Below are 23,376 nucleotides of genomic sequence, written 5' to 3' on the forward strand. Positions count from 1 at the left end.
TCGGCTTCGCCACAGCCACGATCACAGAGACGCTCTTGTAGGAGCGCGCTTGCGCGCGATCGCGCGCTTGCGCGCTCCCACTAACGGAGGGCTGCCATCCAGAGGGCGACAGCCACGGCACCACCATCGGGAATGCCGATGGCACGGTCGCCGAGATAGGCGGCTCGGCCGGCGCGGGCTTTGAGCGTGGCGGTTTCTTCGGCGCCGCGACTGGCGGCGAGGTGCAGTGCCTCAAGCGCTTCGAACGGGCTCATCCCGGCGTCGAGCGCGGCCTTATAAGCATCGGCGGCGGGGTAAAGCGCATCGAGCATCGTGCGGTCGCCGGCTTTTGCGCCGCCGAGATGCGCGATGGCATCGGTGGCCGCGACGAGGGCGGCATGCCACTGCAACGGTGTCGGCTCGGCCACGCCACTCAGTTCGCGAGCTGCACGCATTAACCCCGTCGCATAGAACGGCCCCGAACTACCACCAATCGCCTGGCGCATCGCATCGGCCATATAGCGCAGCGCACTCTTCGGCGAATACCACGCATGATCGGGCAGGGTGAGCACCGCTTCGGCGCCGCGCCGCAGACTGGCACCAAGATCGCCATCACCGGCCTTCGCATCGAGATCGGTGAGCTCATGTTCGGCTTTGATCAAGGCTTCAGCAGCAGCATGGGCCGCACGACGCACCGCATCACCAGCAGGTGTCGGTGACCCCGTGACGGTCGCTTCACCCGGTGCCGCCGCCACCTCAAGAATCGGTGCATCGTTCAACAGACCGCTGCCATGCCACGCGGGAGCGCTGGCCGGGGCATCGAGCAACCGGAGCAACTCGTCATCTACCTTCAGCACAGAGAGCGAAGCGCCGGGCATATCCAAAGCCGTGAGGAAGTTGCCACACCACGCCCGCACCACCTCGATGCCACGTTCGCGCAGCACCGCCAGCGCGCCGCGTAGCAGGATGTCGAGCTCCATGGGTGGCGTAGCACCCAGGCCGTTCACCAGCAGGGCCACACGCTGCCCGCTAGTCAGGGCGAGGTCCTCGATGATGGTGGAAAGCACGGTGGCCGCCAGCCCATCGGCCGGGGCGATCGACCCCTTACGCACGCCAGGCTCGCCATGGATACCCAGCCCGTATTCAATCTCGTCCTCCCCCAGTTCAAAACCGGGGTGGCCAGCGGCGGGGACGGTGCACGAACCCAGCGCCACGCCCATGGAGCCAAGGCCGGTAGCTGCCCTGCGGCCGAGCTCGGCAACCTCGCCGACCGACTTGCCCGCGGCCGCAGCCGCGCCAACCACCTTGTGAATCAGCACGGTGCCAGCAATACCGCGGCGACGGTCGGGCGTGACGGTATCGCGCAGCGCCACATCATCGGCCACGGTAACGATCTCAACCGGAATACCTTCACTACGGGCGATCTCGGCAGCCAGCCCAAAATTCAGCCGGTCGCCGGTGTAGTTCTTCACAACCAGAACGGCCCCGGCGCTGCCGCCGACGGTGCGAATCGCGGCCAGCACGGCATCGACACTGGGCGAGGTAAACACATCGCCCGCGATGGCCGCAGCGAGCAACCCCTCGCCGACATACCCGGCATGGGCCGGCTCATGGCCGCTCCCGCCGCCGGAAAGAATGGCGACCGTGGCGTTCCCATCCTGGGCCTTCCGCACGACGACATTCTGGTTCGATAGCAGGGCTTGCCCGGGCGAGCGTGCTACAGAACCCTGAAGCATTTCACGGACGACATGGCGTGGATCGTTAATGATCTTCTTCATGGTGGACCGAGGCCTTTGCGCGGGGGGCGCGTTGGGAGGGCTTCCCCGAGCATAAGCCCGTTGGGCTGCGAGGGGGGAGTCCGTGGCCGGTCCGGGGCGAGGAGACGAGGAGCGGGTATGGGGGTTTTGGGTGACTGGGATGGGCTGTCCGACGAGGTCATCGCGGAACAGTGGCTTATCGAATCGCAGGACAAGAAGGCGCCGCGCGGCGCCATTTTCGCCGTCATCGACCTGTCGTATCACGACCCTGAACGGTGTTGGGCCATTACCCTGGCCATCCTCGAGCGGATTAACGAGGACGATGGCCTGTTGCTGGCCAATGTCGGCGCGGGACCGCTTGAAGACCTGCTGCACCGGTTCGGGCCGGCCTTCATCGAGCGCTTTATCGTGCAGGCGCGGCGGGACCGGCGCTTTCGCGAAGCGGCCTCGTGCATCTGGCCGTCATCGAGCATGGATAAGGGGATCTGGGAGCGGCTGCGCGTTATCGTGCAACCGCGTGAAGAGGAACCGAAGAAGCGCCGCGCCAGCCGCTGGTAACCCTGTGGACGGTAGGAGCCCACCCTGTGGGCGACGCCGTTCGCGACACCGCCGCAGGGCCTGCAGCGGTGAGTCGAAAGATGTCGCCCACAGGGTGGGCTCCTACGACAGGGGTTAGAACCAGCGGTTGCGTTTTAGGGCGATGAAGATGCCGCCTACGATGCACGCGACCAGGCAGGTGATGGCTGGGTAAGCCCACGGCTTATCCAGCTCGGGCATGTGCGCGAAGTTCATGCCGTACCAGCTGGTGATGAGCGTGGGCGCGGCGAGCATGGCGGCCCAGCCTGCCAGCTTTTTCATGACCTCGTTCTGGCCGAAGGTGACCAGTGCCAGGTTCACCCCGATCGCGGCGCCGAGCATTTCGCGCATGGCGGAAATGGATTCATTGACGCGGAAAACGTGATCGTAGATATCGCGGAAATAGGCACGCAGCTCGTCGTGGATGAGGTGCGGGTGAAGGCGGGTGAGCTGGGCCACGATATCCTGCAGCGGCACGACCGCCAGGCGCAGCGTCATCAGTTCACGCTGCATGTCGTACAGCCGCTTGATGGTCTGGCGGTTGTAGGTTTCCGCGAAGATGTCGGTTTCCAGCTCGTGCAATTCTTCCCGGAAATCACGCACGATCGGCAGGAAGTTATCCACGATGAAATCGAGCACCGCATAGAGCGCGTAGCTCGGGCCCATCGCCAGCAACTCGGGCGTCTGCTCGCAACTGCGGCGCGCGGGCGCATACGACAGCGATGCGCCGTGACGCACGGTCATGAAATAGCGTCGGCCGAGGAAGATCTGGGTTTCACCAAAGGCGATATTGCCGCCGACGAGCTGGGCGGTCTGCGCCACGATGAACAGGGAATCCCCGTAGGTTTCGATCTTGGTGCGCTGGTGCGCCAGCTGGGCATCTTCGATGGCCAGGTCGTGCAGGTCGAACTCTTCCTGCAATTTCAGCAGGAGCGCTTCATCCGGCTCGTGCAAGCCCACCCACACAAAGGTGTCGGGCTCTTTCAGCACATCGCTGATGGCATCGATGGAGATATCGCCAATGCGTTTGCCATTGGTGCGGTACGCCACGCAGTTAACGATCATGCCGCCGGCATGGTCGATGGGCGCGGGTTCGGGAATCAGGGGGACGGTAGCCATGGGGGAATGATGCCGTGGGCGAGGGGCGGGCGGCAACGCCGGCTCAGGCAGGGCCTGATGGGCGTCGGCACGGGCTGACCTGGCGGCTAGGGAGCCACCCGATGTGCTTGCACCGGCCTTTATATACCGTGGCTACGCGGTGGTTTTGTGACGGGCAAGAACTTGCGATGCCATGAACTACCACGCCAGACACCTCCACTCAAGGACAGACCCCATGGCAACCCCGGACCTGCCGACGCTCCCGTTTACCTACGCACAGTGGAAAAAAGACACCGACCTCAAGGTGTCGCTCACCGACCCGACGGGCAAGGCGAAGTTCGGCGTGCTCGATAAAGCCGTCGAGGCCTATGCGGAGGTGCCCTCGCCAGCGGCGTTGACGTCGGTACGCGACGCACTCCTCGACTGGACCACGTACAAGGACAAGAGCGGCGGGCAGGACGCATGGAAGAAGAGCGATCGCAACAAGAAGCTCACGATCACCGCGCTGTACAACGCCATCATCGGTACGGGCGATAACGACGCCGGCTTTGGCATCCCCGACTTCATGAGCGAGGGCATGCTCAACGCTCGTCTCGGCATCCTCTACCTGTTCGGAAACCTGTCGTGTGACGAGGGTAAGTACCGCATCATCACCAACGGCCTGCTTGATCTGAACAGCAAGGGAGATGGCGCGGTCAGCAAAGCCGTAAGGCGTTCCATCGAAGCTGACGATTGCGTCGTGCCGCCACCGAAGGGTTCGGCCGAACGGATGGCTTTGCGTGCCCGTGTGTCCAGGACATTGCAGGGTATCGCGAGCTCGGTGACCCAGGCGGTGTTCGCGCAGGTCGCCGCCGATGAGCCGGATGACGCGGATGCGAAACTCAACGATATCTGGGAGACGATCCCGGGTGGTCTCGAGATGGTTTGCGAGCTGATCGCCGAGAAGGTGATGGACGAGATGGTGCCGTTCCTCTCCAACGGTATCGCCGCGACGACCGGGCTGCTTAAGGCCTTGCACGATGGTTCCGATCGCTTCGTCGTGTTCGTGCAGGGGCGAAAGGTGGCGCTGGTGCCGGGCGTGCCCACCACGACGCTCGACGGCATCAAGCGGGCGATGGATCACGCCGTTCTTACGGACGTATACGAGGTGCTAAAGGGTGGGGGCAACCTGGCGCTCGATGGCTTGACGGCGGGCATCGCAGGCGAAATCACCGGTATTGCGTGCTCCGCGGTCGAGACGCTGGTGGCCTTCGCCCGCAAGGCGCACGATTTCTACCGCATCCGCCTGTTCCTGAATGATGCGAAGGCGCTGTGGGTACAGCGCGATCGCCCCACGTCGCTCCACCGCCAGCCGTATGCCTTCAACCGTTGGTACCGGAAGGCGGCCATGCGTGTGCCGGTGATCCCGGTGCTTACGCTCAACAGTGGCGTCTGCGGCGACAAGATGCGCCTGCTGTGCATGTTCACGCAGGAAGGTGAAGTGATCACCCAGCAGAACTTCGACAAGGGCGTGGACTATATCGACAAGGTCAAGGGCTGGGGCTCAGCCTATCTTGCGGATAGCCCTTATGCGTTCACGAGCGGAGACAAACTCGTCGCCGAGCTGATCAAGCCAGCGAAGGTGTGATCAATCGTGCCGGCGGCAGAGGCTTGCGAATAGCGCGGCCCAGCAGGGCAGGGCAAACAGCAGCCACGGCATGTTCCGTTGCGGGAAATCCGGCCACAGGTGCAACAGCAGGCCGATAACGCAGGCGGCAAAGCTGATGCCGGTGACTCGCGAAGCGAGCCGGCTCAGCGGGCGGCCGGCACGGCGCAGGCGCCAGATGCCCGGGATGATCAGCAGCGCGAACGGCTGGTAGGCAAGCAGGTTGAAGTTGCCCCACGCCGAACGGTGCAGGGTCAGCGTCCACAGCCCGAGCATGAACAGCCCTGCCAACCCCGCGAAGACAGCGAAGAGCGTGCCGGCGGCGACAAAAATGCCGCGGGCCACGCGGCGGCGGGTAAGCGCGGGCAGCGCGAGCGGGATGGCCAGCACGATGCCGGCCGCCAGCAGCGGCCAACGCAGGTCGGGTGCCTTTTCCGGCGGCGGCACCAGGGTGGTATCGGCCAGGTCGTCCTCGTGGCTTACGAGCGGCTTGCCGTCGATCTGGGTAGTGCGGACGAGTGCCTCCAGTTCCATGGGCAGGAAGGCCTCGCGCCACGCGTTCATCGGCTGGTCGGCGAAGGGGCCGAGGCCGAGATCCATGGCGAGCATAAGCCACGCCTGGTTGCTCATCAGGCGCGCCGTCTGCTCGCGATAGGTCATGCGGCCGGGCTGGCTGCGCCACTGACGATCGAGGGCGCCGCCCAGTGCGGCATCGAGCACGTCGCGTACGCGGGTGGTGCAGTTGTCGACGTAGTAGTCGTAGTTGTAGCCCGCGTTCTCGGGGCGGATGTTCCAAAGCAGGAACTGGCGCACGCTGGCCTTCTGCTCATCAGTGAGAGCGAGCACCTGGCGGTGCACATAACGGCCTTCGCTCTTGTAGAACGCCACGTCCGATGCCGTGGTTTCCCCATCCATGCGGTACGCCATGATGCCGCGCGCGAAATTCAGGATGAAGCCATCCTGGTCGAAATCGAACACGCCGTAATTGAACGCGATGGCTTCGCCGCTGACGGTGTCTTTTACTTCCAGTGCGTCGTGGCCAAAGCGCTCCCAATAGATATCGCCGGGACCGTAGGTCATCAGCGAGATCTCGAGGTTCGACGCCGGCGCATCGACGATGCCGGCGCGGGCCAGCGAGGGCATGAGGCAAAGAGCGAGGAGTAGAAGCAAAGCGTGGCGCATGGCGCGTCGGTTTCCATTGATCTTGTAGGAGCCCACCCTGTGGGCGACATTTTTCGCGACGCAGCCGCAGGGCCGGTGGCGATTCGGCGAAAGGCGTCGCCCACAGGGTGGGCTCCTACGGGGTGTTCAGCTTTCGCCGGACACGCGGGTTACATGAAACTGTTGCACGCGGCGGTCATCGGCTTCCGTGACGCGGAACTGGAAATCGCCGATGGTGATTTCTTCGCCGACGCTTGGCAGGTGGCCGAACTCGGACGTGACCATGCCGCCGATGGTGTCGAACTCTTCATCGGAGTAATGCGCGCCGGTTTCTTCGTTGAAGTCCGCGATGGGCGTGAGCGCGCTCACCGTGAGCGCGCCATTATCGAGCGGCTGCACCAGGATCGGATCTTCTTCGTCATCGTGCTCGTCGTCGATCTCGCCGACGATCTGTTCCAGCACGTCTTCGATCGTGATGAGGCCGGCGACACCACCGTATTCATCCACCACCAGCGCCATGTGGTTGCGCGTAAGGCGGAACTCCGCCAGCAGCACGTTCAGGCGCATGGATTCGGGGATGAGCACCGCAGGGCGCAGCAGGCCGCGGATATCGTTGCACTCAGCCTTGCCGAAGTACTTCAGCAAATCCTTCGCGAGGAGGATGCCAAGCACCTCATCCTTGTCTTCGCCGTGCACGGGGAAGCGCGAATGGCCAGACTCGACGACCGCCGCCAGGATATCGGGGAGGGGAGCTTCGACCGGGAGGCTGACGATCTGGGCCCGGGGCACCATGACATCGTCGACGCTGAGTTCGGTCACCTTGATCGCACCCTCGACCATGGTCAGGGTGTCGTTGGAGAGGAGGCCATTGACCTGTGCGGTGCGCAGCTCCTCGATCAGCTCACCGCGGTTGCGCGGCTCGCTCGAAAACAGATGGCCCAGTCGGTCCCACCACGATCGGTGAGCCGGGCCGTTGGTACTACCAGGGTCCTCGTTCATTACTCTTTGATGTTCGGCCCAAACCGGGCGGAAGGGTCAGTCTACTGGAATTTCCATGACGGTTCAGGGGATGCGGCCCGATGCCCCGCATGCCTGCCCTCGCCGCCGCTGTAGGAGCGCGCTTGCGCGCGATCCGCCGGGAGGCGGCATGGCGCACCGGGGTCAGGGGGCTACGTACGGGTCCGCGATGCCCAGGCCGGCCAGCACCTTGGTCTCCAGAGCCTCCATTTCCTCGGCCTCGGCGTCCTCGATGTGGTCGAAGCCCAGCAGGTGCAGGGTGCCGTGGATGGTGAGGTGGGCCCAGTGGTCGTTGGGCTTCTTGCCCTGCTCGGCGGCCTCACGGGCCACGACGGGGGCGCAGATGACCAGGTCGCCGATCAGCGGCAGGTCCACGCCCGGGGGCAGGTCGGCCTCGAACGAAAGCACGTTGGTCGCGTAATCGCGGCCCCGGTACTGCAGGTTCAGGGCCTGGCCTTCCTCGGCATCGACAATCCGGATGGCGACCTCGGTGGCCTTGCGCCGGCGGGCGCCCTTCAGCGCCACCTCGACCCAGCGGCGGAAGCTCGCGGCCGAGGGGATGCCCTTGCGCGAGGCGGTGGCGTAGCCGACGGCGACATCGACCTGGCTCACGGCGTCTCGTCCGCTTTCTGTTCGAACGCCTCGTACGCGCGCACGATCTTGGCGACCAGCGGGTGGCGGACCACGTCGCGGGAGGTGAAGAAGGTGAAGCTGATGCCGTCCACGCCGCGCAACACCTCGATGGCGTGGCGCAGGCCCGAGCGGATGTGCCGGGGCAGGTCCACCTGCGAGACGTCGCCGGTGATGACCGCGACCGAGCCAAAGCCGATGCGGGTCAGGAACATCTTCATCTGCTCAACGGTGGTGTTCTGCGCTTCGTCGAGGATCACGTACGAATCGTTGAGCGTGCGGCCGCGCATATACGCCAGCGGGGCGATCTCGATGACGTTGCGTTCGATGAGCTTGGCGACCTTTTCAAAGCCGACCATCTCGTACAGCGCGTCGTACAGCGGGCGCAGGTAGGGGTCGATCTTCTGGCTGAGGTCGCCGGGCAGGAAGCCGAGCTTCTCGCCGGCTTCCACCGCCGGGCGCACCAGCAGGATGCGCTGTACGCGACTGGCCTCGAGCGCTTCGACCGCGCTGGCCACGGCCAGGTAGGTCTTGCCGGTGCCGGCAGGGCCGACGCCGAAGTTGATGTCATGGGTGTTGATGGCGTGCAGGTAGCGGGCCTGGTTGGGGCCGCGGCCCTTGATCACGCCGCGCTTCACCTTGATGACCACTTCCTGCGCGGACTCGGCGGCTTCCGCGTTCAGCGCATCGATGCCCGATTCGGCCAGACGCGTGTTGATCGACTGGCCGTTGAGGGTTTCGCTGGCGGTAGCTTCGTAGAGCGAGCGCAGCACCTGTTCGCCTGCTTTCGCGGAGGCTTCGTCGCCGATCACGCGGAAGATGTTGCCGCGGTGGTCGATCTCGATGCCCAGGCGCAGCTCGATCTGGCGGACATGCTCGTCGAGCGGGCCGCAGAGGTTGGCAAGGCGGGCGTTGTCCTCGGGATCGAGGGCGAAATCACGCTGGGAAAGACCTGAGTTCATAGTGCCCTGATAAACGATGGTTAGCTGGCTGCATTCTGTAGGAGCCCACCCTGTGGGCGACGTCTTTGGCCTCACCGCTACAGGCCCTGGGGCGTTATCGCGAACGGCGTCGCCCACAGGGTGGGCTCCTACGGGGGCGTTACGACGCGAGGGCGACCTCGTCATCGAGGCGCACGCGGCCGCGCAGCGAGTTGGTCATGGCTTCGGTGATCACCACGTCGACGAACTGGCCGATCATCCGCACGTGGCCGGGGAAGTTCACGAAGCGCATGTTCTCGGTGCGGCCGGTCATCTCGCTGGCGTTTTTGCGGCTGACCTTTTCCACCAGCACGCGCTGCACCGTACCCACCATGGCCTCGTTGATCTTGCGCGCGTTCTCGTTGATCGCGGCCTGCAGGCGGGTGAGGCGGGCGTGCTTTTCCTCGGCGGGCGTATCGTCCGCGAGATTCGCGGCCGGGGTGCCGGGGCGCGAGGAGAAGATGAAGGAGAAGCTCTGGTCGAAGCCGATGTCGTCGATCAGCTTCATGGTCTTCTGGAAGTCGTCTTCCGTTTCGCCGGGGAAGCCCACGATGAAGTCGGAGGAGATGCAGATATCCGGGCGCACCGCACGGAGCTTGCGGATCTTCTGCTTGAATTCGAGCGCCGTGTAACCGCGCTTCATGGCCGACAGGATGCGATCGGAGCCGGCCTGGACGGGCAGGTGCAGGTAATTGCACAACTGCGGCACGTTGGCATAGGCCTCGATCAGCGAATCGGAGAACTCGAGCGGGTGCGAGGTGGTGAAGCGGATGCGGCCGATGCCTTCGATCTGCGCGATGGCGTGGATCAGCACGGCCAGGTCGGCCACGCTGCCATCGTGCATCGGGCCACGGTAAGCGTTGACGTTCTGGCCGAGCAGGTTCACTTCGCGCACGCCCTGTTCGGCGAGCTGCGCCACCTCGACGATGACGTCGTCGAACGGGCGGCTGATCTCTTCGCCGCGGGTGTAGGGCACGACGCAGTACGAGCAGTACTTCGAGCAACCTTCCATGATCGAGACGAAGGCGGTGGGGCCTTCGGCGCGCGGTTCCGGCAGGCGGTCGAACTTCTCGATTTCCGGGAAGCTGATATCGACCTGCGCCTTGCCGCTGCTGCGCTGCGCTTCGATCATTTCCGGCAGGCGATGCAGGGTCTGCGGGCCGAACACCAGATCGACGTAGGGCGCGCGCTTCAGGATGGCATCGCCTTCCTGCGACGCGACACAACCACCCACGCCGATAAGCACGGGCTTGCCGTTGTTCTTGTGCGCCTTCCACTTGCCGAGCTGGCTGAAGACCTTTTCCTGCGCCTTCTCGCGGATGGAGCAGGTGTTGACCAGGATGACGTCGGCTTCCGATTCGTCCTGGGTAAGTTCCAGCCCATGGGAGGCGAGGAGCACGTCGGCCATCTTGGTCGAGTCGTACTCGTTCATCTGGCAGCCGTGGGTCTTGATGAAAAGCTTGCCGCTCATGGGGCTTGGGTACCGTGTTGCATGGCCTATTACCGAACCGCGCAGTTTACGCCGGGGGCGGCGTCGACGCCAGATGGCCGCCATGGATCAATGACTTGCGTGAAGAACGTCACGTTGTTCGCCCTTGCTGGCGGGGCGGCCGTGGCGGACAATCCCGTCCATGGTTGACGACGCGACGCCAGGGGAAAGCGCCGGCCATCACGCCCGCCGTTTCCTTGCCTTCCGGCCGGTCCTGCAAAGGGCCGCGGTGTTCTGCGCGCTGGCCCTGGGCCTGGTGTCCGGGCCGGCGGCGGCCGGAAGCCTGTATCGCTGCACCGGCAGCACGGGCGAGACGGTCTTCTCCGGCAGCACGGCGGGCTACAAGGACTGCAAGCGGATCGGCAGTACCCCGGCAGCACGACCGGCGCACCGGGCTGGGCCTGCGCTGGGCAACGGCGCCGATCTGCCGCTGGCCGCGGCTCCGCGGCCGGAAGCTCCCGCCGCCACCGGCTCGGCCACCGCTACCGCCGTCGCGCCCGCTCCCGCATCCGGCTCCACGTCCGTTGCCACCGCCGCCACCGCACAGGCGCGCGCTTTGCCGCCCGTGGTGCCGGCGGCTTCTTTCAAGGGCGTGACCGGTGGGGTGGTGGGTCCGGACGAACCCGTGACCTCGCTGGCCGGCGTGACCGGCGGCGTGGTGACTGATGAGGAAGCTCGGGCGGAAGCGGCCAAGGCGGCGCTGCCGCCGGTGGTCGGCAAACGTGGCAGCTGGGACTACAAGGAATCGGCCTCGTCCGACCTTGCGCTGGCCCCAGCTCCGGAGGCGCCGAAGGGTTCGCGCGTGCTGCGTGGTGCGGTGTACCGGATCACCCGCGCCGACGGTGGCGTGGAGTACACGAATATTCCGCAGGCAGCGGCAGGGCACGGCGAGAGCGTGAAGATGCTCTTCACCTATATCGCCACCTGCGTGGCTTGCGACGTCCATTCGAAGATCGACTTCCGCAACGTCGCGCTGAACATCGCGGCCTTTGGCGATGCGATCCGCACGGCCAGCATCGATTACCACGTCGATGAGGCGCTCTTGCGCGCGGTGATCCACGCCGAAAGCGGCTTCAATCCTCGTGCGCTATCGATTGCCGGCGCGCAGGGCCTGATGCAGCTCATCCCGGGTACGGCCCGCGACATGGGCGTGCAGGATGTGTTCAACCCGGAACAGAACATCCGTGGTGGCGCGCGTTACCTTGCCTTGCTGCTGCAGACCTTCAACGGCAATGAGCGCCTCGCCGCCGCGGCGTACAACGCCGGCCCGGGTGCCGTGCAGCGCTATAACGGCGTACCGCCCTACGATGAAACGCAGGTTTACGTGGAGCGCGTGGGCATCCTCCGCCAGCGCTACACCGAGATCCTGAAGCGAGCGGCCACAGGCGTCCCGCTAGCCGCCCGCGGCCCGTAACCCCCGGTAGGAGCCCACCCTGTGGGCGACATCTTTCGCGACAAGGCAACAGGACCTGTGGCGCTGAGGCGACAGATGTCGCCCACAGGGTGGGCTCCTACTGGGTTTGCACGGGTGAGGTGGGTGGGCGCTGGGTCGGCACGATTGAGAGTGCGAATGGCTGGCCGTTGCGCAGGCCGGAGACGGTCACCGCGGTGCCCGGCTTCAGTGATGCCTCGTGCTTACGCAGGTCGGAGGCGTCGAGGATGTCCTCATCGCCAATCTTCAACAGCACATCGCGCTGCTGGATGCCGGAGAGGGCGGCAGGGCCGCCCGGTGAAACTTCGTTGACCACGACGCCACGGGCGGCCGAGGGCAGGCCGCTTTCGGCCGAAACCGGCACGGGGCCGTAGTCGGCGCCGATCCAGCCGCGCACCACATGGCCCGTCTTGATGATCTGGTCGAGGACATCCCGCGCACTCTGCACCGGGATCGCGAAGCCGATGCCCTCGGCACCCACGGCCTGGCCGATGAGCGAGGTATTGATGCCCACCAGCTCACCGTGCGCGTTGACCAGCGCGCCGCCCGAGTTACCGAAGTTGATGGCGGCATCGGTCTGGATGAGGCTTTCCAGGCTCGAGAGGTTCAGCTGCCGGCCGATGGCGCTGACTATGCCCATGGTCACCGTCTGGCCGATGCCAAAGGGGTTGCCGATGGCCAGGACCACATCGCCCACGCGGGGGCGGCTCTCGGCGTCGGTCATCTTGATGGCCGGCAGGTTGCCCGCGTCCACCTTCAGGACGGCCAGGTCGGTCTCGTCATCGGAGCCCACCACCTTGGCGCTGGCCACCCGGCCGTCGTAGAGCAGCAGCTGGATGTCGTCGGCGTTGGCGATCACATGGTTGTTGGTCAAAACATAACCATCATCACTGACGATCACGCCCGAGCCGAGGTTCTGCTGGCGGCGCGTGCGAACCGGCCCGGTAGGCACGCTGAAGATGCGCTGCAACACGGGATCGGAATAGAGCTGGCGAGGCTGTTCGGTGACGAGCTTGTTCGCGTAGATATTGACGACAGACGGGGCCGCGAGGGCTACTGCATCGGCATACGACACCGGCCCTTCGGGCACCACCGGAGAGGCCGTTTCGGCATGCCCCACGATGCGCTGCCGCAATAGTGCACCGCTGCCTGGAAAGACCAGGCCGATGACGAACGCGATGGCGAGGCCAAGCACGACAAAGCGGGCGACGAAGGCAAACGTGCGGGCGGCTTGGTTCATGGTTGGCCGAATTTTCCGCGTCCTGGCGGGGAGTTAGCTGCCCTGTCTTTACAAGTGGCAGGGGTTTGTTCACTTTATTGTACGTGGCTAGTGCTGACGTTACACTGACGTAATTTTGCGGAAGCCGATTTCCTGAGAACCGGCGATGGGGCCCGCAAACCTCAATGGCATAAGTTCCGGAGAGCCTGATGGCGAACGAAGAAGTCGTCGATCACGGGCGCCGTCGCTTCCTTACCACGACGACGGCCGTTGTCGGTGGCGTGGGGGTGGTTGCGGCGATCGTGCCCTTCATCAAGTCGTGGGAACCCTCTGCAAGAGCCAAGGCGGCGGGTGCCCCTGTTACGGTCGACATCAGTGCGATCGAGGCAGGGCAAAAAGTTACCTTCGCCTGGCGTAGCCTTCCTGTCTTCGTCGTCAATCGCACCCCGGACCAGCTGGCGCAGCTCAAGGGCCTCGCGCCCCGCCTGCTCGATCCCGATTCTTCCGATACCGGCCAGCAGCCGGATTTCGCCAAGAACGAAACCCGCTCCATCAAACCCGAGTGGCTGGTCATCATTGGCCTTTGCACCCACCTGGGCTGCGTGCCGGACTTCGTGCCGGATATCAAGCCAGAACCCTTCGACGCGAACTGGAAAGGCGGCTTCTACTGCCCCTGCCACAAATCGCGCTACGACCTCTCCGGACGCGTGTTCAGTGGCGTACCGGCACCGAAGAACCTGGCGGTGCCGAAATACCACTTCATTGACGACACGCATATCCAGATCGGCGTGGATCCGGAGGGGAAGAGCTGATGGCCAGCACACTGTCGCGTCTTGGAAACTGGTTCAACGAGCGTGCCCCGGGCTTCATGCCGATGTACCGGAAGCACATGACCGAGTATTACGCGCCGAAGAACTTCAATCTTTGGTACTACTTCGGTTCACTCGCCCTGCTGGTGCTGGTTAACCAGATCGTCACCGGCATCTTCCTCACCATGAACTACAAGACGAGTGCGGCGGAAGCCTTCAACTCGGTCGAGTACATCATGCGCGACGTGGAGTGGGGCTGGCTCATCCGCTACATGCACTCCACGGGTGCCTCGCTGTTCTTCGTGGTGGTGTTCCTGCACATGTTCCGCGGCATCATGTACGGCTCGTTCAAGAAGCCCCGTGAGCTCGTGTGGATCCTGGGCATGCTGATCTTCCTCGTGCTCATGGCCGAGGCCTTCATGGGTTACGTGCTGCCCTGGGGCAACATGTCGTTCTGGGGCGCGAAGGTCATCATTTCGTTGTTCGGCACCATCCCGGTGGTGGGCGACACGCTGGTCCAGTGGATCATGGGCGACTACCTGCCGGCCGATTCCACGCTCAACCGCTTCTTTGCCCTGCACGTGATTGCGCTGCCGCTCGTGCTCTTGCTGCTGGTGGTGTTGCACCTGGCCGCGTTGCACGAAGTGGGTTCGAACAACCCCGATGGCGTCGATGTGAAGCACGGGCCGAAGGGCAACCGCTGGTCGGCGGACAAGCCAAAGGATGCCATCCCGTTCCATCCGTACTACACGGTGAAGGACTCGTTTGGCGTCGGCTTCTTCCTGATGATCGCGGCGTTCATCATCTTCTTCGCACCGACGTTTGGCGGCTGGTTCCTCGAGCACGATAACTTCACCCCGGCCAACAACCTGGTGACGCCGAGCCACATCAAACCGTCGTGGTACTTCACGCCGTTCTACGCGATCCTGCGCATGATCCCGTCGTTCTTCGGTACGGCCATCTGGGGCGTGCTCGGCATGTTCGGCGCGATCCTGCTGCTGGGCCTGCTGCCCTGGATCGACAAGGGCCAGGTGCGCTCGGTGCGCTACCGTGGCCTTGGCTTCCGCATTGCGCTCGCCGTGCTGGTCATTTCGTTCCTTGCCCTGGGCCTCGTGGGTGCCGGCGTCACCGCCGAGCTCATCCCTGCGTGGTTCCCTGGCGCGGACGTCACGACGGTGGAGAATGCCTTTGGCCGGCTCATGGTGGCAGGCTACTTCGGCTTCTTCGTGTTCGTGGGGATCTACACGCACTTTGGGTTCGAGAAGACCAAGCCGGTTCCGGAACGGGTGACGATGCATGATTAAGCGCTATCTCTCCTCCCTCGCCCTTGCGCTGGGCCTTGCCGTTGTCGCTGTTCCCGCACTCGCCGCCGAAGGTGAAGACCTTCCGCCGTCGGGCGCCAACGTGCACGACCAGGCTTCGCTCCAGCGCGGCGCCAAGCTGTTCTTCAACTATTGCGTTGGCTGCCACTCGCTGAAGTACGTGCGTTACTCGCGCCTGGCCACCGACCTGGGCCTCACTGAAGACGAGGTGATGAAGAACCTCAACTTCACGGGTGCCAAGTTCGGCGAGACGGTGGTGTCGCATATGCCGCCGGACGACGCCAAGGGCTGGTTCGGCAAAGAGCCGCCGGATCTCACCCTGGAAGCCCGGGCCAAGGGCTCGGATTTCATCTACAACTACCTGAACTCGTTCTACCTGGACCCGAGCCGGCCGGTGGGCTGGAACAACACGGTGTTCCCGAACGCCTCCATGCCCAACCCCCTGTGGGAGCTTCAGGGCCTGCAGGTGGCGGTGCACGCCGAGGGCAAGGCGGGCGCGGATGCCGCGGTGGAGAAGCTGGAGCTTCACACCAAGGGCACGATGACCCCGGAAGAATTCCAGTCAGCCACCCGTGATCTCACGGCGTTCCTCGAATACACCGCTGAGCCGGCGGCCCTGGAACGACAGTCGATCGGCGTGTGGGTGTTGCTCTTCTTGGCCGGCCTGACCTTCCTGCTGTACCTTCTGAAGCATGAATACTGGAAGGACGTCCACGAGAGTCACTGATTGATGTCCCCCGGGGCGGCCTCAGGGTCGCCCCGTTCCGTTTCGGCGCAGCAGGGAGGGAGATCTGAAGCATGGTCCAGAATGCACGTTCGCGCACGGCGCTTACGCTCTACACGAGCGCCGACGATATCCAGAGCCACCGTACGCGCCTGGTGCTGGCGGCGAAGGGCGTGGCATACGATCGGATCATCCTCAGGCCGGATGAGCCCACGCCCGATCTGCTCGAGCTGAACCCCTACGGCACGCTGCCCACCCTGGTCGATCGCGACCTTACGGTGTACGACACGCTCATCGTCGTGGAATTTCTCGACGAGCGTTACCCGCACCCCCCGCTCATGCCGATCGACCCGCTCTCGCGTGCCCGCCTGCGGCTCGCCACGTGGCGTATCGAGAATGACTGGCTGCCTGAGATTGAGCTCATCCAGGAGGGCGGGAAGGAGGCCGCGGCGGCACGCAAGCGGCTCCGTGAGCATTTACTGGTGTCGGTCGAGTTGTTCAAGGCGTCGCGGTTCTTTCTCAACCCGGAAATGAGCCTGATCGATTGCCTCGTGGCCCCGGTCGTCTGGCGCCTGCCGTGGCTGGGCGTCGATCTGGGGCCGTCTGGCAAGCCCATCGTCGATTACGGCGAGCGGCTGTTCCACAGCCAGGGCTTTGCCCGCAGCCTCACCCAGGAAGAGCGCGCGATGCGGCCGGATTTCGATTTCAGCCCGGTCGGTTAGCCCTACGCGCCCGTATCCCGTAAACTGATGCCTTGGCCTTGCCCTGCCGGGGCATGGGTGATTCCCGACCCACCGGCGGGTACGACGAGGACGTTTTTATGGATACGAACGAAACGCAGGGCATGACTTCCAATCGGCCCTACCTGCTGCGCGCCATCTACGACTGGATCAGCGACAACGGGCTCACCCCGTACGTGCTGGTGGACGCCGGCCAGCCGGGCGTGAAAGTGCCCGCGCATGTAGTGAAAAACGGCCAGGTCGTGCTGAACCTCGCGATGCGCGCGGTCGCCAACCTCGATCTCGGCAATGACAAGATCGCCTTCCAGGCGCGCTTCTCGGGCGTCAGCCAGAACATCGTCATCCCCGTTGCCGCTGTGCTGGCGCTGTACGCGCAGGAAAACGGCCAGGGCATGATGTTTCCGGCCGATGAAAATGACGATGCCGCCAACCCGGTGGAAGCAGCCGATGATTCCCAGGATGTCCCGCCGACAGGCGGCGACGACGACCGCCCCAAGCGCGGCGCACCGCACCTCCGCGTGGTGAAGTAAACAAAAAACCCGCCTAACGGCGGGTTTTTTTATAGCTCTTGTAGGAGCGCGCTTGCGCGCGATCTTCCGGCAGGCGGCACGCAGGAGACGGCAGGCGCAGACGGCAGACGGCAGAGTGAGGCAAGTACATCGCGCGAAAGCGCGCTCCTACTGGCGTAGGTTTAGTGCGCCCGGCGGCGATCGGCCAGGGAGATGACGTTGCCCGGCAGGCCGGTTTCCGTAGCGACCACGGTCTCGAGCTCTGGATTATCCGCGTGGGGCAGGGCGTAGCTGGCGACTTCGTCACCGGCCATCCAGATCTTTGCAGCCTGGCGGCTCTGGCCGTCTTCGCTCACTTCGAAGGCGTAGCAGCGCTCGAGCCGGCGCCCGCCATCGACGCCCTGCAGGCGGATGGCGCGCAGGCCCACCGACTGGTCGAGGAGCTGCAGCCCGTGACGGCGGCACAGTGCAGTGGCGGCCCGTACGGCGACCTCGCGCGCACGCGTCAGCCGGTACCAGCTCGCGATGACCGCGGCCAGACCCAGAAGCCAGAAAAGATCGGAGACCGAATACATGGCCCCAGTGTGTGGCCGATGACGCGCCGCCACAAGTGGCACCCTACGGATTTACGGTTTTGTAGGAGCCCACCCTGTGGGCGACGCCGTTCGCGATAACGCCGCAGGTGTAGGAGCCCACCCTGTGGGCGACGCCGTTCGCGATAACGCCACAGAGCCCCAGCCGTGAGGCGAAAGCTGTCGCCCACAGGGTGGGCTCCTACAGCCCACAGGGTGGGCTCCTACAGCCCACAGGGTGGGCTCCTACAGGTTCAGGCGCAGCGAGAGGTCGATCGCGCGGATGTGCTTGGTGAGGGCGCCGCTGGAGATGAAATCGACGCCCGTCTCGGCGATGGCACGAATCGTATCGATTTCGACGTTGCCGGAGACCTCGAGCGGGATACGGCCCGCGGTGAGCCTTACGGCTTCTTCCAGCATCGCTGGGGTGAAGTTATCGAGCAGCGCGCGATCGCCACCGGCTTCGATCACCTGGGCCAGCTCTTCCAGCGTCTCCACCTCGACGATAAGGGGCAGGGACGGGTGGATAGCGCGAGCGGCGCGCACGGCCGCCGGTATGCCCCCCGCGGCGATGATGTGGTTTTCCTTCAGCATCATCGCGTCGAACAAGCCCATGCGGTGGTTGGTACCGCCGCCGCAGAGCACAGCGTATTTCTGCGCGCGGCGCAGCCCGGGGATGGTCTTGCGAGTATCCAGTACACGCGTCTTCGTGCCAGCGATGGCGTCGGCGTAGTGCGAGGTCACCGTGGCCGTCGCGGAAAGTAGCTGGAGGAAGTTCAATGCCGTACGTTCGGCAGTCACCAGCGCGCGTGCCTTGCCGGCCAGTCGGCAGATAGCTGCGCCTGCGGCAACGCGGGCGCCATCCTTCGCCAGCCATTCGATCTGCACGTTGGCGTCAAGCTTGCGGAAGGCGGTCTCGAACCAGGCCGTGCCGCACAACACGGCATCCTCGCGGCAAGTGAGCACCGCCGTGGCGGTTGCATCGGGATCGAGCAGGTCGGCGGTGGCATCACCCGGGCCAACATCTTCGGCGAAGGCGCGTTCGACATCCGCGAGGATGTCGATGGCCGAGGGCAGGGCATCGACGAGGTGCGTGGAATCAGGAGCGATCATGGAGGCGGCGCACGCTGGGAAATGCCGCTACCTTAACGCGGCGAACGGGCGCCGAACAGGCTTACGCCGTTTCCGGTGTGCGCAAGCGCTCGACGATCGCATCCATCGCACGATCGAACAGCAGGGTGGAATCCAGTACGCGTGCCGTGCCCTGCGCGAACGCCTGGGCAAGGCCGGCGAGGCTGTGGTCCGCCACCTTGAGGCCACGGCGGTTCACGAACAGGAAGCGGCCGCTGATCGGGCTCACCCACGAAAGCTTGGCGCGATCAGTCGTGCCATCTTCCGCGGTGAATTCCAGCCACTGGCCCACCTTCAACTCGCGTGCCTGCGACAGGTAGCGCTCGTCGAAGGCCTCGTCGGCGAGGATCTCGGCCTCGTCCTCCGGCTCGGGCTCGACCACGGGCTCTTCGATGGCCTGGATCGCTTCCGGCAGCGGCATGACGCTGGCGGCCAGCGTGTCACTATCGGATTCGGGGGTAGCTTCGCCCAACTGCTGCCGGTAGAACGCGTGCAACTGGCCGAGCAACTGCTCCGTATCGGCTTCCTGGAACGCGACCGATGCAAGCCCGCGACGCAGCGAACGCTCGATACCCGGCAGCAGCGCGCGAAGATCGCGGCGGCTGTTGGTATCGTGGGCCGGCCGCGCGCTGGCGACGAAATGATCGATGAAGCGCAGCGAGTCGTTGAACTCGGCGGATTCTTCGCCCTGGCGGAGCAGGGTGAGGACGATGTAGTTAGCCCAAGCGCGGGTCAGCACGCCGTAGATCAGCGGGGGCAGGTTCGCCCCAGCAGTACGGCTGACGATTTCCTGCGCGGCGCGGCGGCGGGCCTGCTCGAGCTTCTCGCGGCCGCGGGTCGATTCCGCGACGCGTTGCTCGGCCAGCTCGGCACGCTTGCGAGCCACATCGAGGAATTCCTGCAGTTCGGCAGCGAGGCGATCAAAGATGGCGACGTCGTCATCGAAGTCGTGCAGCAGGCGCTCGACAATGGACTTCACCTTGTCGAACAGGCGGCCATCGCGATCGCCCTCGGGCGACCAACCCTTGGCCGCATCGGCCAGCGCGTCGAGCAGCTGGCGCGCAGGATGCGACTTGTGCGCGAACATGCGGCGATCGAGCAGGGCCACCTTGAGATACGGGATCTGCAGGCGTGCGAGCATCACCTGCATTTCAGCCGGCAGGTTGCGATCTTCAAGGATGAACTCGAAGAGCATGCCGACGAGGTCGATGGTGTCTTCATCGACGCCCGAGACATGCGCGGTCTGCTGGCCGCGAAGCTGGCCGATCTGGACGAGCAGTTGCTCCTTCAGCTGGGCCACGTCGCGTGCGATTTCGCCCTGCGAAGCAAGCTGCGCCGCACTGGCTGGCAGCACGGTCATCTGGCTCTGCAGGAGGGTGAGCGCGCCGAGCAGCTCGGCCGGGCTCGGTAGCGGGCCCGTCGGCAGCGGCACACCGGCGCTCGAAACGCCTGCCGCGACGCCTTGGGCGCCCTCGGGCATCACGCCGCGGCGTGCGGAGAACAGCGCGTGCAGCGACTGCATGAATTCAGCCGCTGCTGCATCCGTCACCGGCGCAGCCGGGCCATGTGCCACCGGGGTGGCCGTGGAATCCGGGCCCATCGGCGCGGGCGCGTCGCTGCGGCGCGTGGCGATCTCGTGGCGCAGCTGCGGCAGGACACCGGCCGCCGCCAGTTCGTTATTAATGTCGTCGTAGAGCTCGTCGATGCCCGCCAGGACGTAGCGATCGAACAGCTTGTAGATGATGAGCTTGACGCGCACTTCCACCAGCAGCTCGCGCAGTGCCTGGCGGAACGCATTGGCCAGCGACGCCGGACCGACCGGGTTGCTGGCGTCATCCATCTTGTTGCCGCCGCAGATGACCGACAGCCGCTGGTTCACGGCGAACAGGGCGCGCGCGAGACGCTGCTCGTTCTTGCCCACCATGGAGGTGACGGCCAGGGATTCTTCCAGCTCGTTTTCGCCGACGAGGCTCAGCTCGATGTTGGCGAGCGGGCGGGTATGCGTTTCGGCATCCGGCGCGCGCATGCGGCCCGCCGAAAAATCGGCCAGATCGCGCGCGACCTGGCCGAGGAAGGTGCGTTCGACGATCGCGCGCTTCTTGCGCACTTCGCGCATGCCATCGAAGAACTGGGTCTGGGCCGCGTTGTTCTCGGCCTTCTCGGCCAGGTCGAACAAGGCGTCGTCGATGTTCTCGAACATATTGCTGGCCAGCGCGTGCAGGCGCTTGGTGGCCAGGCCACGAACCGTTGCCAGAAGAGCGCCCACGCGATCGCTGCGCGGATCCAGGCGCTGGCTAAGATCGACCACGTTCGACGGTTCGCTCGCGTTACTCATCGCGCATCCTGGAAAAACTGAGGCCCCCGCCTGAGGGAATCATTGTGCGGGAACCCGGTTAGCAAAGTGTGACGTCCGTCACGGATTGTGCGCGCGAGCCGCTTAAGCCGCAAACCCTGCCAGCTGCGTGGTACCGATGCCGGATTCGGGCAGCATCACGGGGATGCCGTCGTCGACCCGGTAGACCAGCTGGCCATCGGTCGTGATCAGGCCTTCGGTGAGGAGCTCGGTGACCTTTTCACCGGCCACCGTGTCGACCGACCCCGCCTTCACGGCGGTGTTCAGCTGGTCGCGTTCGGAGGCGGTGAGGGGGCGCAGCGGGCGCTTGCTGACAGGGCAGCAGAGGATATCGATGAGACGCTTGTCCATGGATGCGGCCCCGGTGGGCCAACCTTATTAAATCGAATGTCCGTACAATAACGACTTTTGGGTGCTCCGGCCATGACTTCCACCAAGGGTATCGAAGCTTCCGCACCGCGCGTCGGCGTGGTCATGGGGTCGCGTTCGGACTGGGAAACGATGGAGCACGCCTCCTCGATGCTGACCCGCATGGGCATTGTCCATGAAGTCCGGGTGGTTTCGGCCCACCGCACGCCCGACCTCCTGTTCGATTACGCCGACGGCGCCCGCGCCCGCGGCATCCAGGTGATCATCGCCGGCGCCGGTGGCGCGGCCCATCTCCCGGGCATGCTCGCCGCCAAGACCGCGCTTCCCGTTTTCGGGGTGCCGGTGCAGTCCAAGGCCTTGAATGGCATGGATTCCCTGCTGTCGATCGCCCAGATGCCGGCCGGTATCCCGGTTGGCACGCTGGCGATTGGCCGGGCCGGTGCCACCAACGCGGCGCTCCTGGCGGCATCCGTGCTGGCGCTGCACGATGCCGACGTGGCCCAGGCCCTGGACGCGTTCCGCGCCGAGCAGACCCAGACCGTCCTCGATAACCCGGATCCCCGCTCGTGACCCGCAAGCTCCCCACCGTCGGCATCCTCGGTGGCGGGCAGCTGGCCCGCATGCTCGCCCTGGCGGCGTCGCCCCTGGGCATCCGAACCCTCGTGGTCGATGGCAGTGCCGATGCCTGTGCCGGCCAGGTCACCGATCTGGTCGTCGCCGATTGGTTCGATGATGCCGCGCTGGACACGTTTGCCGGCCAGGTCGATGTCATCACCTTCGATTTCGAGAACGTACCGGCCGCGGTGGCCGAACGCCTGGCCAGCAAGGTCGCGGTGTTCCCGAACCCGCGCGCCCTGGCCGTGGCCCAGGACCGCCTGAGCGAAAAGACCCTGTTCCGCGAATGCGGCCTGGGCACCCCGGATTTTGAACCGGTGGACACGCGCGAGGACCTGGTCCGTGCCGTCGAGCGCATTGGCGCTCCGGCCGTGCTCAAGACCCGTCGCCTCGGCTATGACGGCAAGGGCCAGTTCCGCCTGAAGACCGTCGCCGATATCGATGCCGCCTGGGCGGCGTTGGGTGAGGCCGCGGGCCAGGTGGGCCTGATCCTCGAGGCGTTCGTCCCGTTCGAGCGTGAGGTGTCGGTGGTGGCCGTGCGCGGCCGCGATGGCGCCTTCCGCAGCTACCCGCTGACCCGCAACTGGCATGTCGATGGCGTGCTGTCGCTCAGCCTGGCGCCGGCTCCCGGCTCCACCGATGAGTTGGAGCGGGCGGCGAACGCCCACGCCCGCAAGGTGGCCGAGGCGCTGGACTACGTCGGCGTGTTCGCCCTCGAGCTGTTCGTCTGCAACGGCCGCCTGCTCGGCAACGAGATGGCCCCGCGCGTCCACAATTCGGGCCACTGGACCATCGAAGGCGCCCACACCAGCCAGTTCGAGAACCACGTGCGCGCCGTGCTCGGCCTGCCGCTGGGCGATACCGGCGTGCGTGGGCCCAGCGCCATGCTCAACTGGATCGGCGAGATGCCGGACCCGGCGCCGGTGCTCAACGTGGCTGACGGCCACTGGCACGATTACGGGAAAGAAGCCCGCCCAGGCCGGAAGGTGGGCCACGCCACGGTGTGCGCCCCGGATGCCGGTAGCCTGCGCGGCAAGCTGGCCGAGGTAGGGAAGGGGTTAGGTCGCGAAGACCAGGTGGCCCCGGCTATCGCGGCGTTGGCATAACACCGTAGGAGCCCACCCTGTGGGCGACGCCGTTCGCGGGAGCTCCACAGGGCTTGCCGCGTTATCGCGAAAGATGTCGCCCACAGGGTGGGCTCCTACAGAAAAAGGCCGGGCTGCGAAGCCCGGCCTTTTCGTTTTACACC

The 23,376-nt window shown here is 65.1% G+C and carries 22 protein-coding genes; 10 read left to right on the forward strand and 12 right to left on the reverse strand.

The window, feature by feature from the left end:
- Positions 1-80: 80 nt before the first annotated feature.
- The gene (locus tag L2Y96_RS06705) at positions 81-1,757 is read right to left on the reverse strand and encodes a dihydroxyacetone kinase family protein (RefSeq protein ID WP_247334403.1); all 1,677 of its coding nucleotides are present in this window, start codon (positions 1,755-1,757) and stop codon (positions 81-83) included.
- Between the two features lie 126 nt (positions 1,758-1,883).
- On the opposite strand from L2Y96_RS06705, the gene L2Y96_RS06710 reads away from it, so the two are divergent.
- Positions 1,884-2,294, forward strand: a complete 411-nt coding sequence (locus tag L2Y96_RS06710; RefSeq protein ID WP_247334405.1) for a DUF6869 domain-containing protein — start codon at positions 1,884-1,886, stop codon at positions 2,292-2,294.
- A 114-nt stretch (positions 2,295-2,408) separates the two neighbouring features.
- Here the strand turns inward: L2Y96_RS06710 and L2Y96_RS06715 are convergent, their stop codons facing one another.
- Positions 2,409-3,431 (reverse strand): magnesium and cobalt transport protein CorA, encoded by a 1,023-nt coding sequence (locus L2Y96_RS06715; RefSeq protein ID WP_247334407.1) that lies wholly within the window; start codon positions 3,429-3,431, stop codon positions 2,409-2,411.
- A gap of 214 nt (positions 3,432-3,645) precedes the next feature.
- On the opposite strand from L2Y96_RS06715, the gene L2Y96_RS06720 reads away from it, so the two are divergent.
- A complete protein-coding gene (locus tag L2Y96_RS06720) occupies positions 3,646-5,037 on the forward strand; it encodes a hypothetical protein (RefSeq protein WP_247334409.1) in 1,392 nt (463 codons plus the stop codon).
- On the opposite strand, the gene L2Y96_RS06725 is transcribed toward L2Y96_RS06720, so the two are convergent.
- The 5 genes from L2Y96_RS06725 to miaB form a co-directional block, all read right to left on the reverse strand.
- The gene (locus tag L2Y96_RS06725; RefSeq protein ID WP_247334411.1) at positions 5,038-6,237 is read right to left on the reverse strand and encodes a lipoprotein N-acyltransferase Lnb domain-containing protein; all 1,200 of its coding nucleotides are present in this window, start codon (positions 6,235-6,237) and stop codon (positions 5,038-5,040) included. It lies immediately after the preceding gene.
- 126 nt (positions 6,238-6,363) lie between these two features.
- Complete coding sequence (locus L2Y96_RS06730; RefSeq protein WP_247334413.1) at positions 6,364-7,215, reverse strand: CorC family transporter; 852 nt, start codon at positions 7,213-7,215, stop codon at positions 6,364-6,366.
- A 162-nt stretch (positions 7,216-7,377) separates the two neighbouring features.
- Entirely contained in the window at positions 7,378-7,845 is a 468-nt protein-coding gene (ybeY, locus tag L2Y96_RS06735; RefSeq protein WP_247334422.1) for an rRNA maturation RNase YbeY, read from the reverse strand.
- Complete coding sequence (locus tag L2Y96_RS06740) at positions 7,842-8,825, reverse strand: PhoH family protein (protein ID WP_247334424.1); 984 nt, start codon at positions 8,823-8,825, stop codon at positions 7,842-7,844. Before L2Y96_RS06740 ends, ybeY begins: the two co-directional genes overlap by 4 nt.
- 139 nt (positions 8,826-8,964) lie before the next feature.
- Positions 8,965-10,314: a tRNA (N6-isopentenyl adenosine(37)-C2)-methylthiotransferase MiaB gene (gene miaB, locus L2Y96_RS06745; RefSeq protein WP_247334426.1), complete on the reverse strand. Its 1,350-nt coding sequence runs from the start codon at positions 10,312-10,314 to the stop codon at positions 8,965-8,967.
- 160 nt (positions 10,315-10,474) lie between these two features.
- On the opposite strand from miaB, the gene L2Y96_RS06750 reads away from it, so the two are divergent.
- Entirely contained in the window at positions 10,475-11,746 is a 1,272-nt protein-coding gene (locus L2Y96_RS06750; protein WP_247334428.1) for a lytic transglycosylase domain-containing protein, read from the forward strand.
- A 97-nt stretch (positions 11,747-11,843) separates the two neighbouring features.
- On the opposite strand, the gene L2Y96_RS06755 is transcribed toward L2Y96_RS06750, so the two are convergent.
- Positions 11,844-13,004: a S1C family serine protease gene (locus tag L2Y96_RS06755; RefSeq protein ID WP_247334429.1), complete on the reverse strand. Its 1,161-nt coding sequence runs from the start codon at positions 13,002-13,004 to the stop codon at positions 11,844-11,846.
- 188 nt (positions 13,005-13,192) lie between these two features.
- On the opposite strand from L2Y96_RS06755, the gene petA reads away from it, so the two are divergent.
- From petA to L2Y96_RS06780, 5 genes are all read left to right on the forward strand, one after another.
- Positions 13,193-13,795 (forward strand): ubiquinol-cytochrome c reductase iron-sulfur subunit, encoded by a 603-nt coding sequence (petA, locus tag L2Y96_RS06760; RefSeq protein WP_247334430.1) that lies wholly within the window; start codon positions 13,193-13,195, stop codon positions 13,793-13,795.
- Positions 13,795-15,096: a cytochrome b gene (locus L2Y96_RS06765; protein ID WP_247334432.1), complete on the forward strand. Its 1,302-nt coding sequence runs from the start codon at positions 13,795-13,797 to the stop codon at positions 15,094-15,096. The genes petA and L2Y96_RS06765 overlap by 1 nt, the downstream gene beginning before the upstream one ends.
- Positions 15,089-15,841: a cytochrome c1 gene (locus tag L2Y96_RS06770; protein ID WP_247334433.1), complete on the forward strand. Its 753-nt coding sequence runs from the start codon at positions 15,089-15,091 to the stop codon at positions 15,839-15,841. The genes L2Y96_RS06765 and L2Y96_RS06770 overlap by 8 nt, the downstream gene beginning before the upstream one ends.
- 71 nt (positions 15,842-15,912) lie before the next feature.
- Entirely contained in the window at positions 15,913-16,560 is a 648-nt protein-coding gene (locus L2Y96_RS06775; protein ID WP_247334435.1) for a glutathione S-transferase N-terminal domain-containing protein, read from the forward strand.
- A 122-nt stretch (positions 16,561-16,682) separates the two neighbouring features.
- A complete protein-coding gene (locus L2Y96_RS06780) occupies positions 16,683-17,108 on the forward strand; it encodes a ClpXP protease specificity-enhancing factor (protein WP_247336945.1) in 426 nt (141 codons plus the stop codon).
- Between the two features lie 161 nt (positions 17,109-17,269).
- Here the strand turns inward: L2Y96_RS06780 and L2Y96_RS06785 are convergent, their stop codons facing one another.
- The 4 genes from L2Y96_RS06785 to L2Y96_RS06800 form a co-directional block, all read right to left on the reverse strand.
- Positions 17,270-17,662: a DUF3301 domain-containing protein gene (locus tag L2Y96_RS06785; protein WP_247334437.1), complete on the reverse strand. Its 393-nt coding sequence runs from the start codon at positions 17,660-17,662 to the stop codon at positions 17,270-17,272.
- 243 nt (positions 17,663-17,905) lie between these two features.
- Positions 17,906-18,772, reverse strand: coding sequence for a carboxylating nicotinate-nucleotide diphosphorylase (gene nadC, locus L2Y96_RS06790; protein WP_247334439.1), 867 nt, complete (start codon positions 18,770-18,772; stop codon positions 17,906-17,908).
- A 61-nt stretch (positions 18,773-18,833) separates the two neighbouring features.
- Positions 18,834-21,125, reverse strand: a complete 2,292-nt coding sequence (locus L2Y96_RS06795; RefSeq protein ID WP_247334441.1) for a DUF1631 domain-containing protein — start codon at positions 21,123-21,125, stop codon at positions 18,834-18,836.
- Between the two features lie 102 nt (positions 21,126-21,227).
- Complete coding sequence (locus L2Y96_RS06800) at positions 21,228-21,494, reverse strand: Trm112 family protein (protein ID WP_247334443.1); 267 nt, start codon at positions 21,492-21,494, stop codon at positions 21,228-21,230.
- 72 nt (positions 21,495-21,566) lie between these two features.
- Between L2Y96_RS06800 and purE the strand changes: the two genes are divergently transcribed.
- A complete protein-coding gene (gene purE, locus L2Y96_RS06805) occupies positions 21,567-22,082 on the forward strand; it encodes a 5-(carboxyamino)imidazole ribonucleotide mutase (RefSeq protein WP_247334445.1) in 516 nt (171 codons plus the stop codon).
- 50 nt (positions 22,083-22,132) lie between these two features.
- A complete protein-coding gene (locus L2Y96_RS06810; RefSeq protein WP_247336948.1) occupies positions 22,133-23,233 on the forward strand; it encodes a 5-(carboxyamino)imidazole ribonucleotide synthase in 1,101 nt (366 codons plus the stop codon).
- Positions 23,234-23,376: the final 143 nt, after the last annotated feature.

Source organism: Luteibacter aegosomaticola (assembly GCF_023078475.1).
GTDB classification, from domain to species: domain Bacteria; phylum Pseudomonadota; class Gammaproteobacteria; order Xanthomonadales; family Rhodanobacteraceae; genus Luteibacter; species Luteibacter aegosomaticola.

What these genes read in the sequence shown, in the direction of transcription:
- L2Y96_RS06705 (WP_247334403.1), bottom strand. Translation starts at nt 1,757, where the DNA reads ATGAAGAAGATCATTAACGATCCACGCCATGTCGTCCGTGAAATGCTT.
- L2Y96_RS06715 (WP_247334407.1), bottom strand. Translation starts at nt 3,431, where the DNA reads ATGGCTACCGTCCCCCTGATTCCCGAACCCGCGCCCATCGACCATGCC.
- L2Y96_RS06720 (WP_247334409.1), top strand. Translation starts at nt 3,646, where the DNA reads ATGGCAACCCCGGACCTGCCGACGCTCCCGTTTACCTACGCACAGTGG.
- L2Y96_RS06725 (WP_247334411.1), bottom strand. Translation starts at nt 6,237, where the DNA reads ATGCGCCACGCTTTGCTTCTACTCCTCGCTCTTTGCCTCATGCCCTCG.
- L2Y96_RS06730 (WP_247334413.1), bottom strand. Translation starts at nt 7,215, where the DNA reads ATGAACGAGGACCCTGGTAGTACCAACGGCCCGGCTCACCGATCGTGG.
- L2Y96_RS06740 (WP_247334424.1), bottom strand. Translation starts at nt 8,825, where the DNA reads ATGAACTCAGGTCTTTCCCAGCGTGATTTCGCCCTCGATCCCGAGGAC.
- miaB (WP_247334426.1), bottom strand. Translation starts at nt 10,314, where the DNA reads ATGAGCGGCAAGCTTTTCATCAAGACCCACGGCTGCCAGATGAACGAG.
- L2Y96_RS06750 (WP_247334428.1), top strand. Translation starts at nt 10,475, where the DNA reads ATGGTTGACGACGCGACGCCAGGGGAAAGCGCCGGCCATCACGCCCGC.
- L2Y96_RS06755 (WP_247334429.1), bottom strand. Translation starts at nt 13,004, where the DNA reads ATGAACCAAGCCGCCCGCACGTTTGCCTTCGTCGCCCGCTTTGTCGTG.
- petA (WP_247334430.1), top strand. Translation starts at nt 13,193, where the DNA reads ATGGCGAACGAAGAAGTCGTCGATCACGGGCGCCGTCGCTTCCTTACC.
- L2Y96_RS06765 (WP_247334432.1), top strand. Translation starts at nt 13,795, where the DNA reads ATGGCCAGCACACTGTCGCGTCTTGGAAACTGGTTCAACGAGCGTGCC.
- L2Y96_RS06770 (WP_247334433.1), top strand. Translation starts at nt 15,089, where the DNA reads ATGATTAAGCGCTATCTCTCCTCCCTCGCCCTTGCGCTGGGCCTTGCC.
- L2Y96_RS06775 (WP_247334435.1), top strand. Translation starts at nt 15,913, where the DNA reads ATGGTCCAGAATGCACGTTCGCGCACGGCGCTTACGCTCTACACGAGC.
- L2Y96_RS06780 (WP_247336945.1), top strand. Translation starts at nt 16,683, where the DNA reads ATGACTTCCAATCGGCCCTACCTGCTGCGCGCCATCTACGACTGGATC.
- L2Y96_RS06785 (WP_247334437.1), bottom strand. Translation starts at nt 17,662, where the DNA reads ATGTATTCGGTCTCCGATCTTTTCTGGCTTCTGGGTCTGGCCGCGGTC.
- nadC (WP_247334439.1), bottom strand. Translation starts at nt 18,772, where the DNA reads ATGATCGCTCCTGATTCCACGCACCTCGTCGATGCCCTGCCCTCGGCC.
- L2Y96_RS06795 (WP_247334441.1), bottom strand. Translation starts at nt 21,125, where the DNA reads ATGAGTAACGCGAGCGAACCGTCGAACGTGGTCGATCTTAGCCAGCGC.
- L2Y96_RS06800 (WP_247334443.1), bottom strand. Translation starts at nt 21,494, where the DNA reads ATGGACAAGCGTCTCATCGATATCCTCTGCTGCCCTGTCAGCAAGCGC.
- purE (WP_247334445.1), top strand. Translation starts at nt 21,567, where the DNA reads ATGACTTCCACCAAGGGTATCGAAGCTTCCGCACCGCGCGTCGGCGTG.
- L2Y96_RS06810 (WP_247336948.1), top strand. Translation starts at nt 22,133, where the DNA reads ATGCTCGCCCTGGCGGCGTCGCCCCTGGGCATCCGAACCCTCGTGGTC.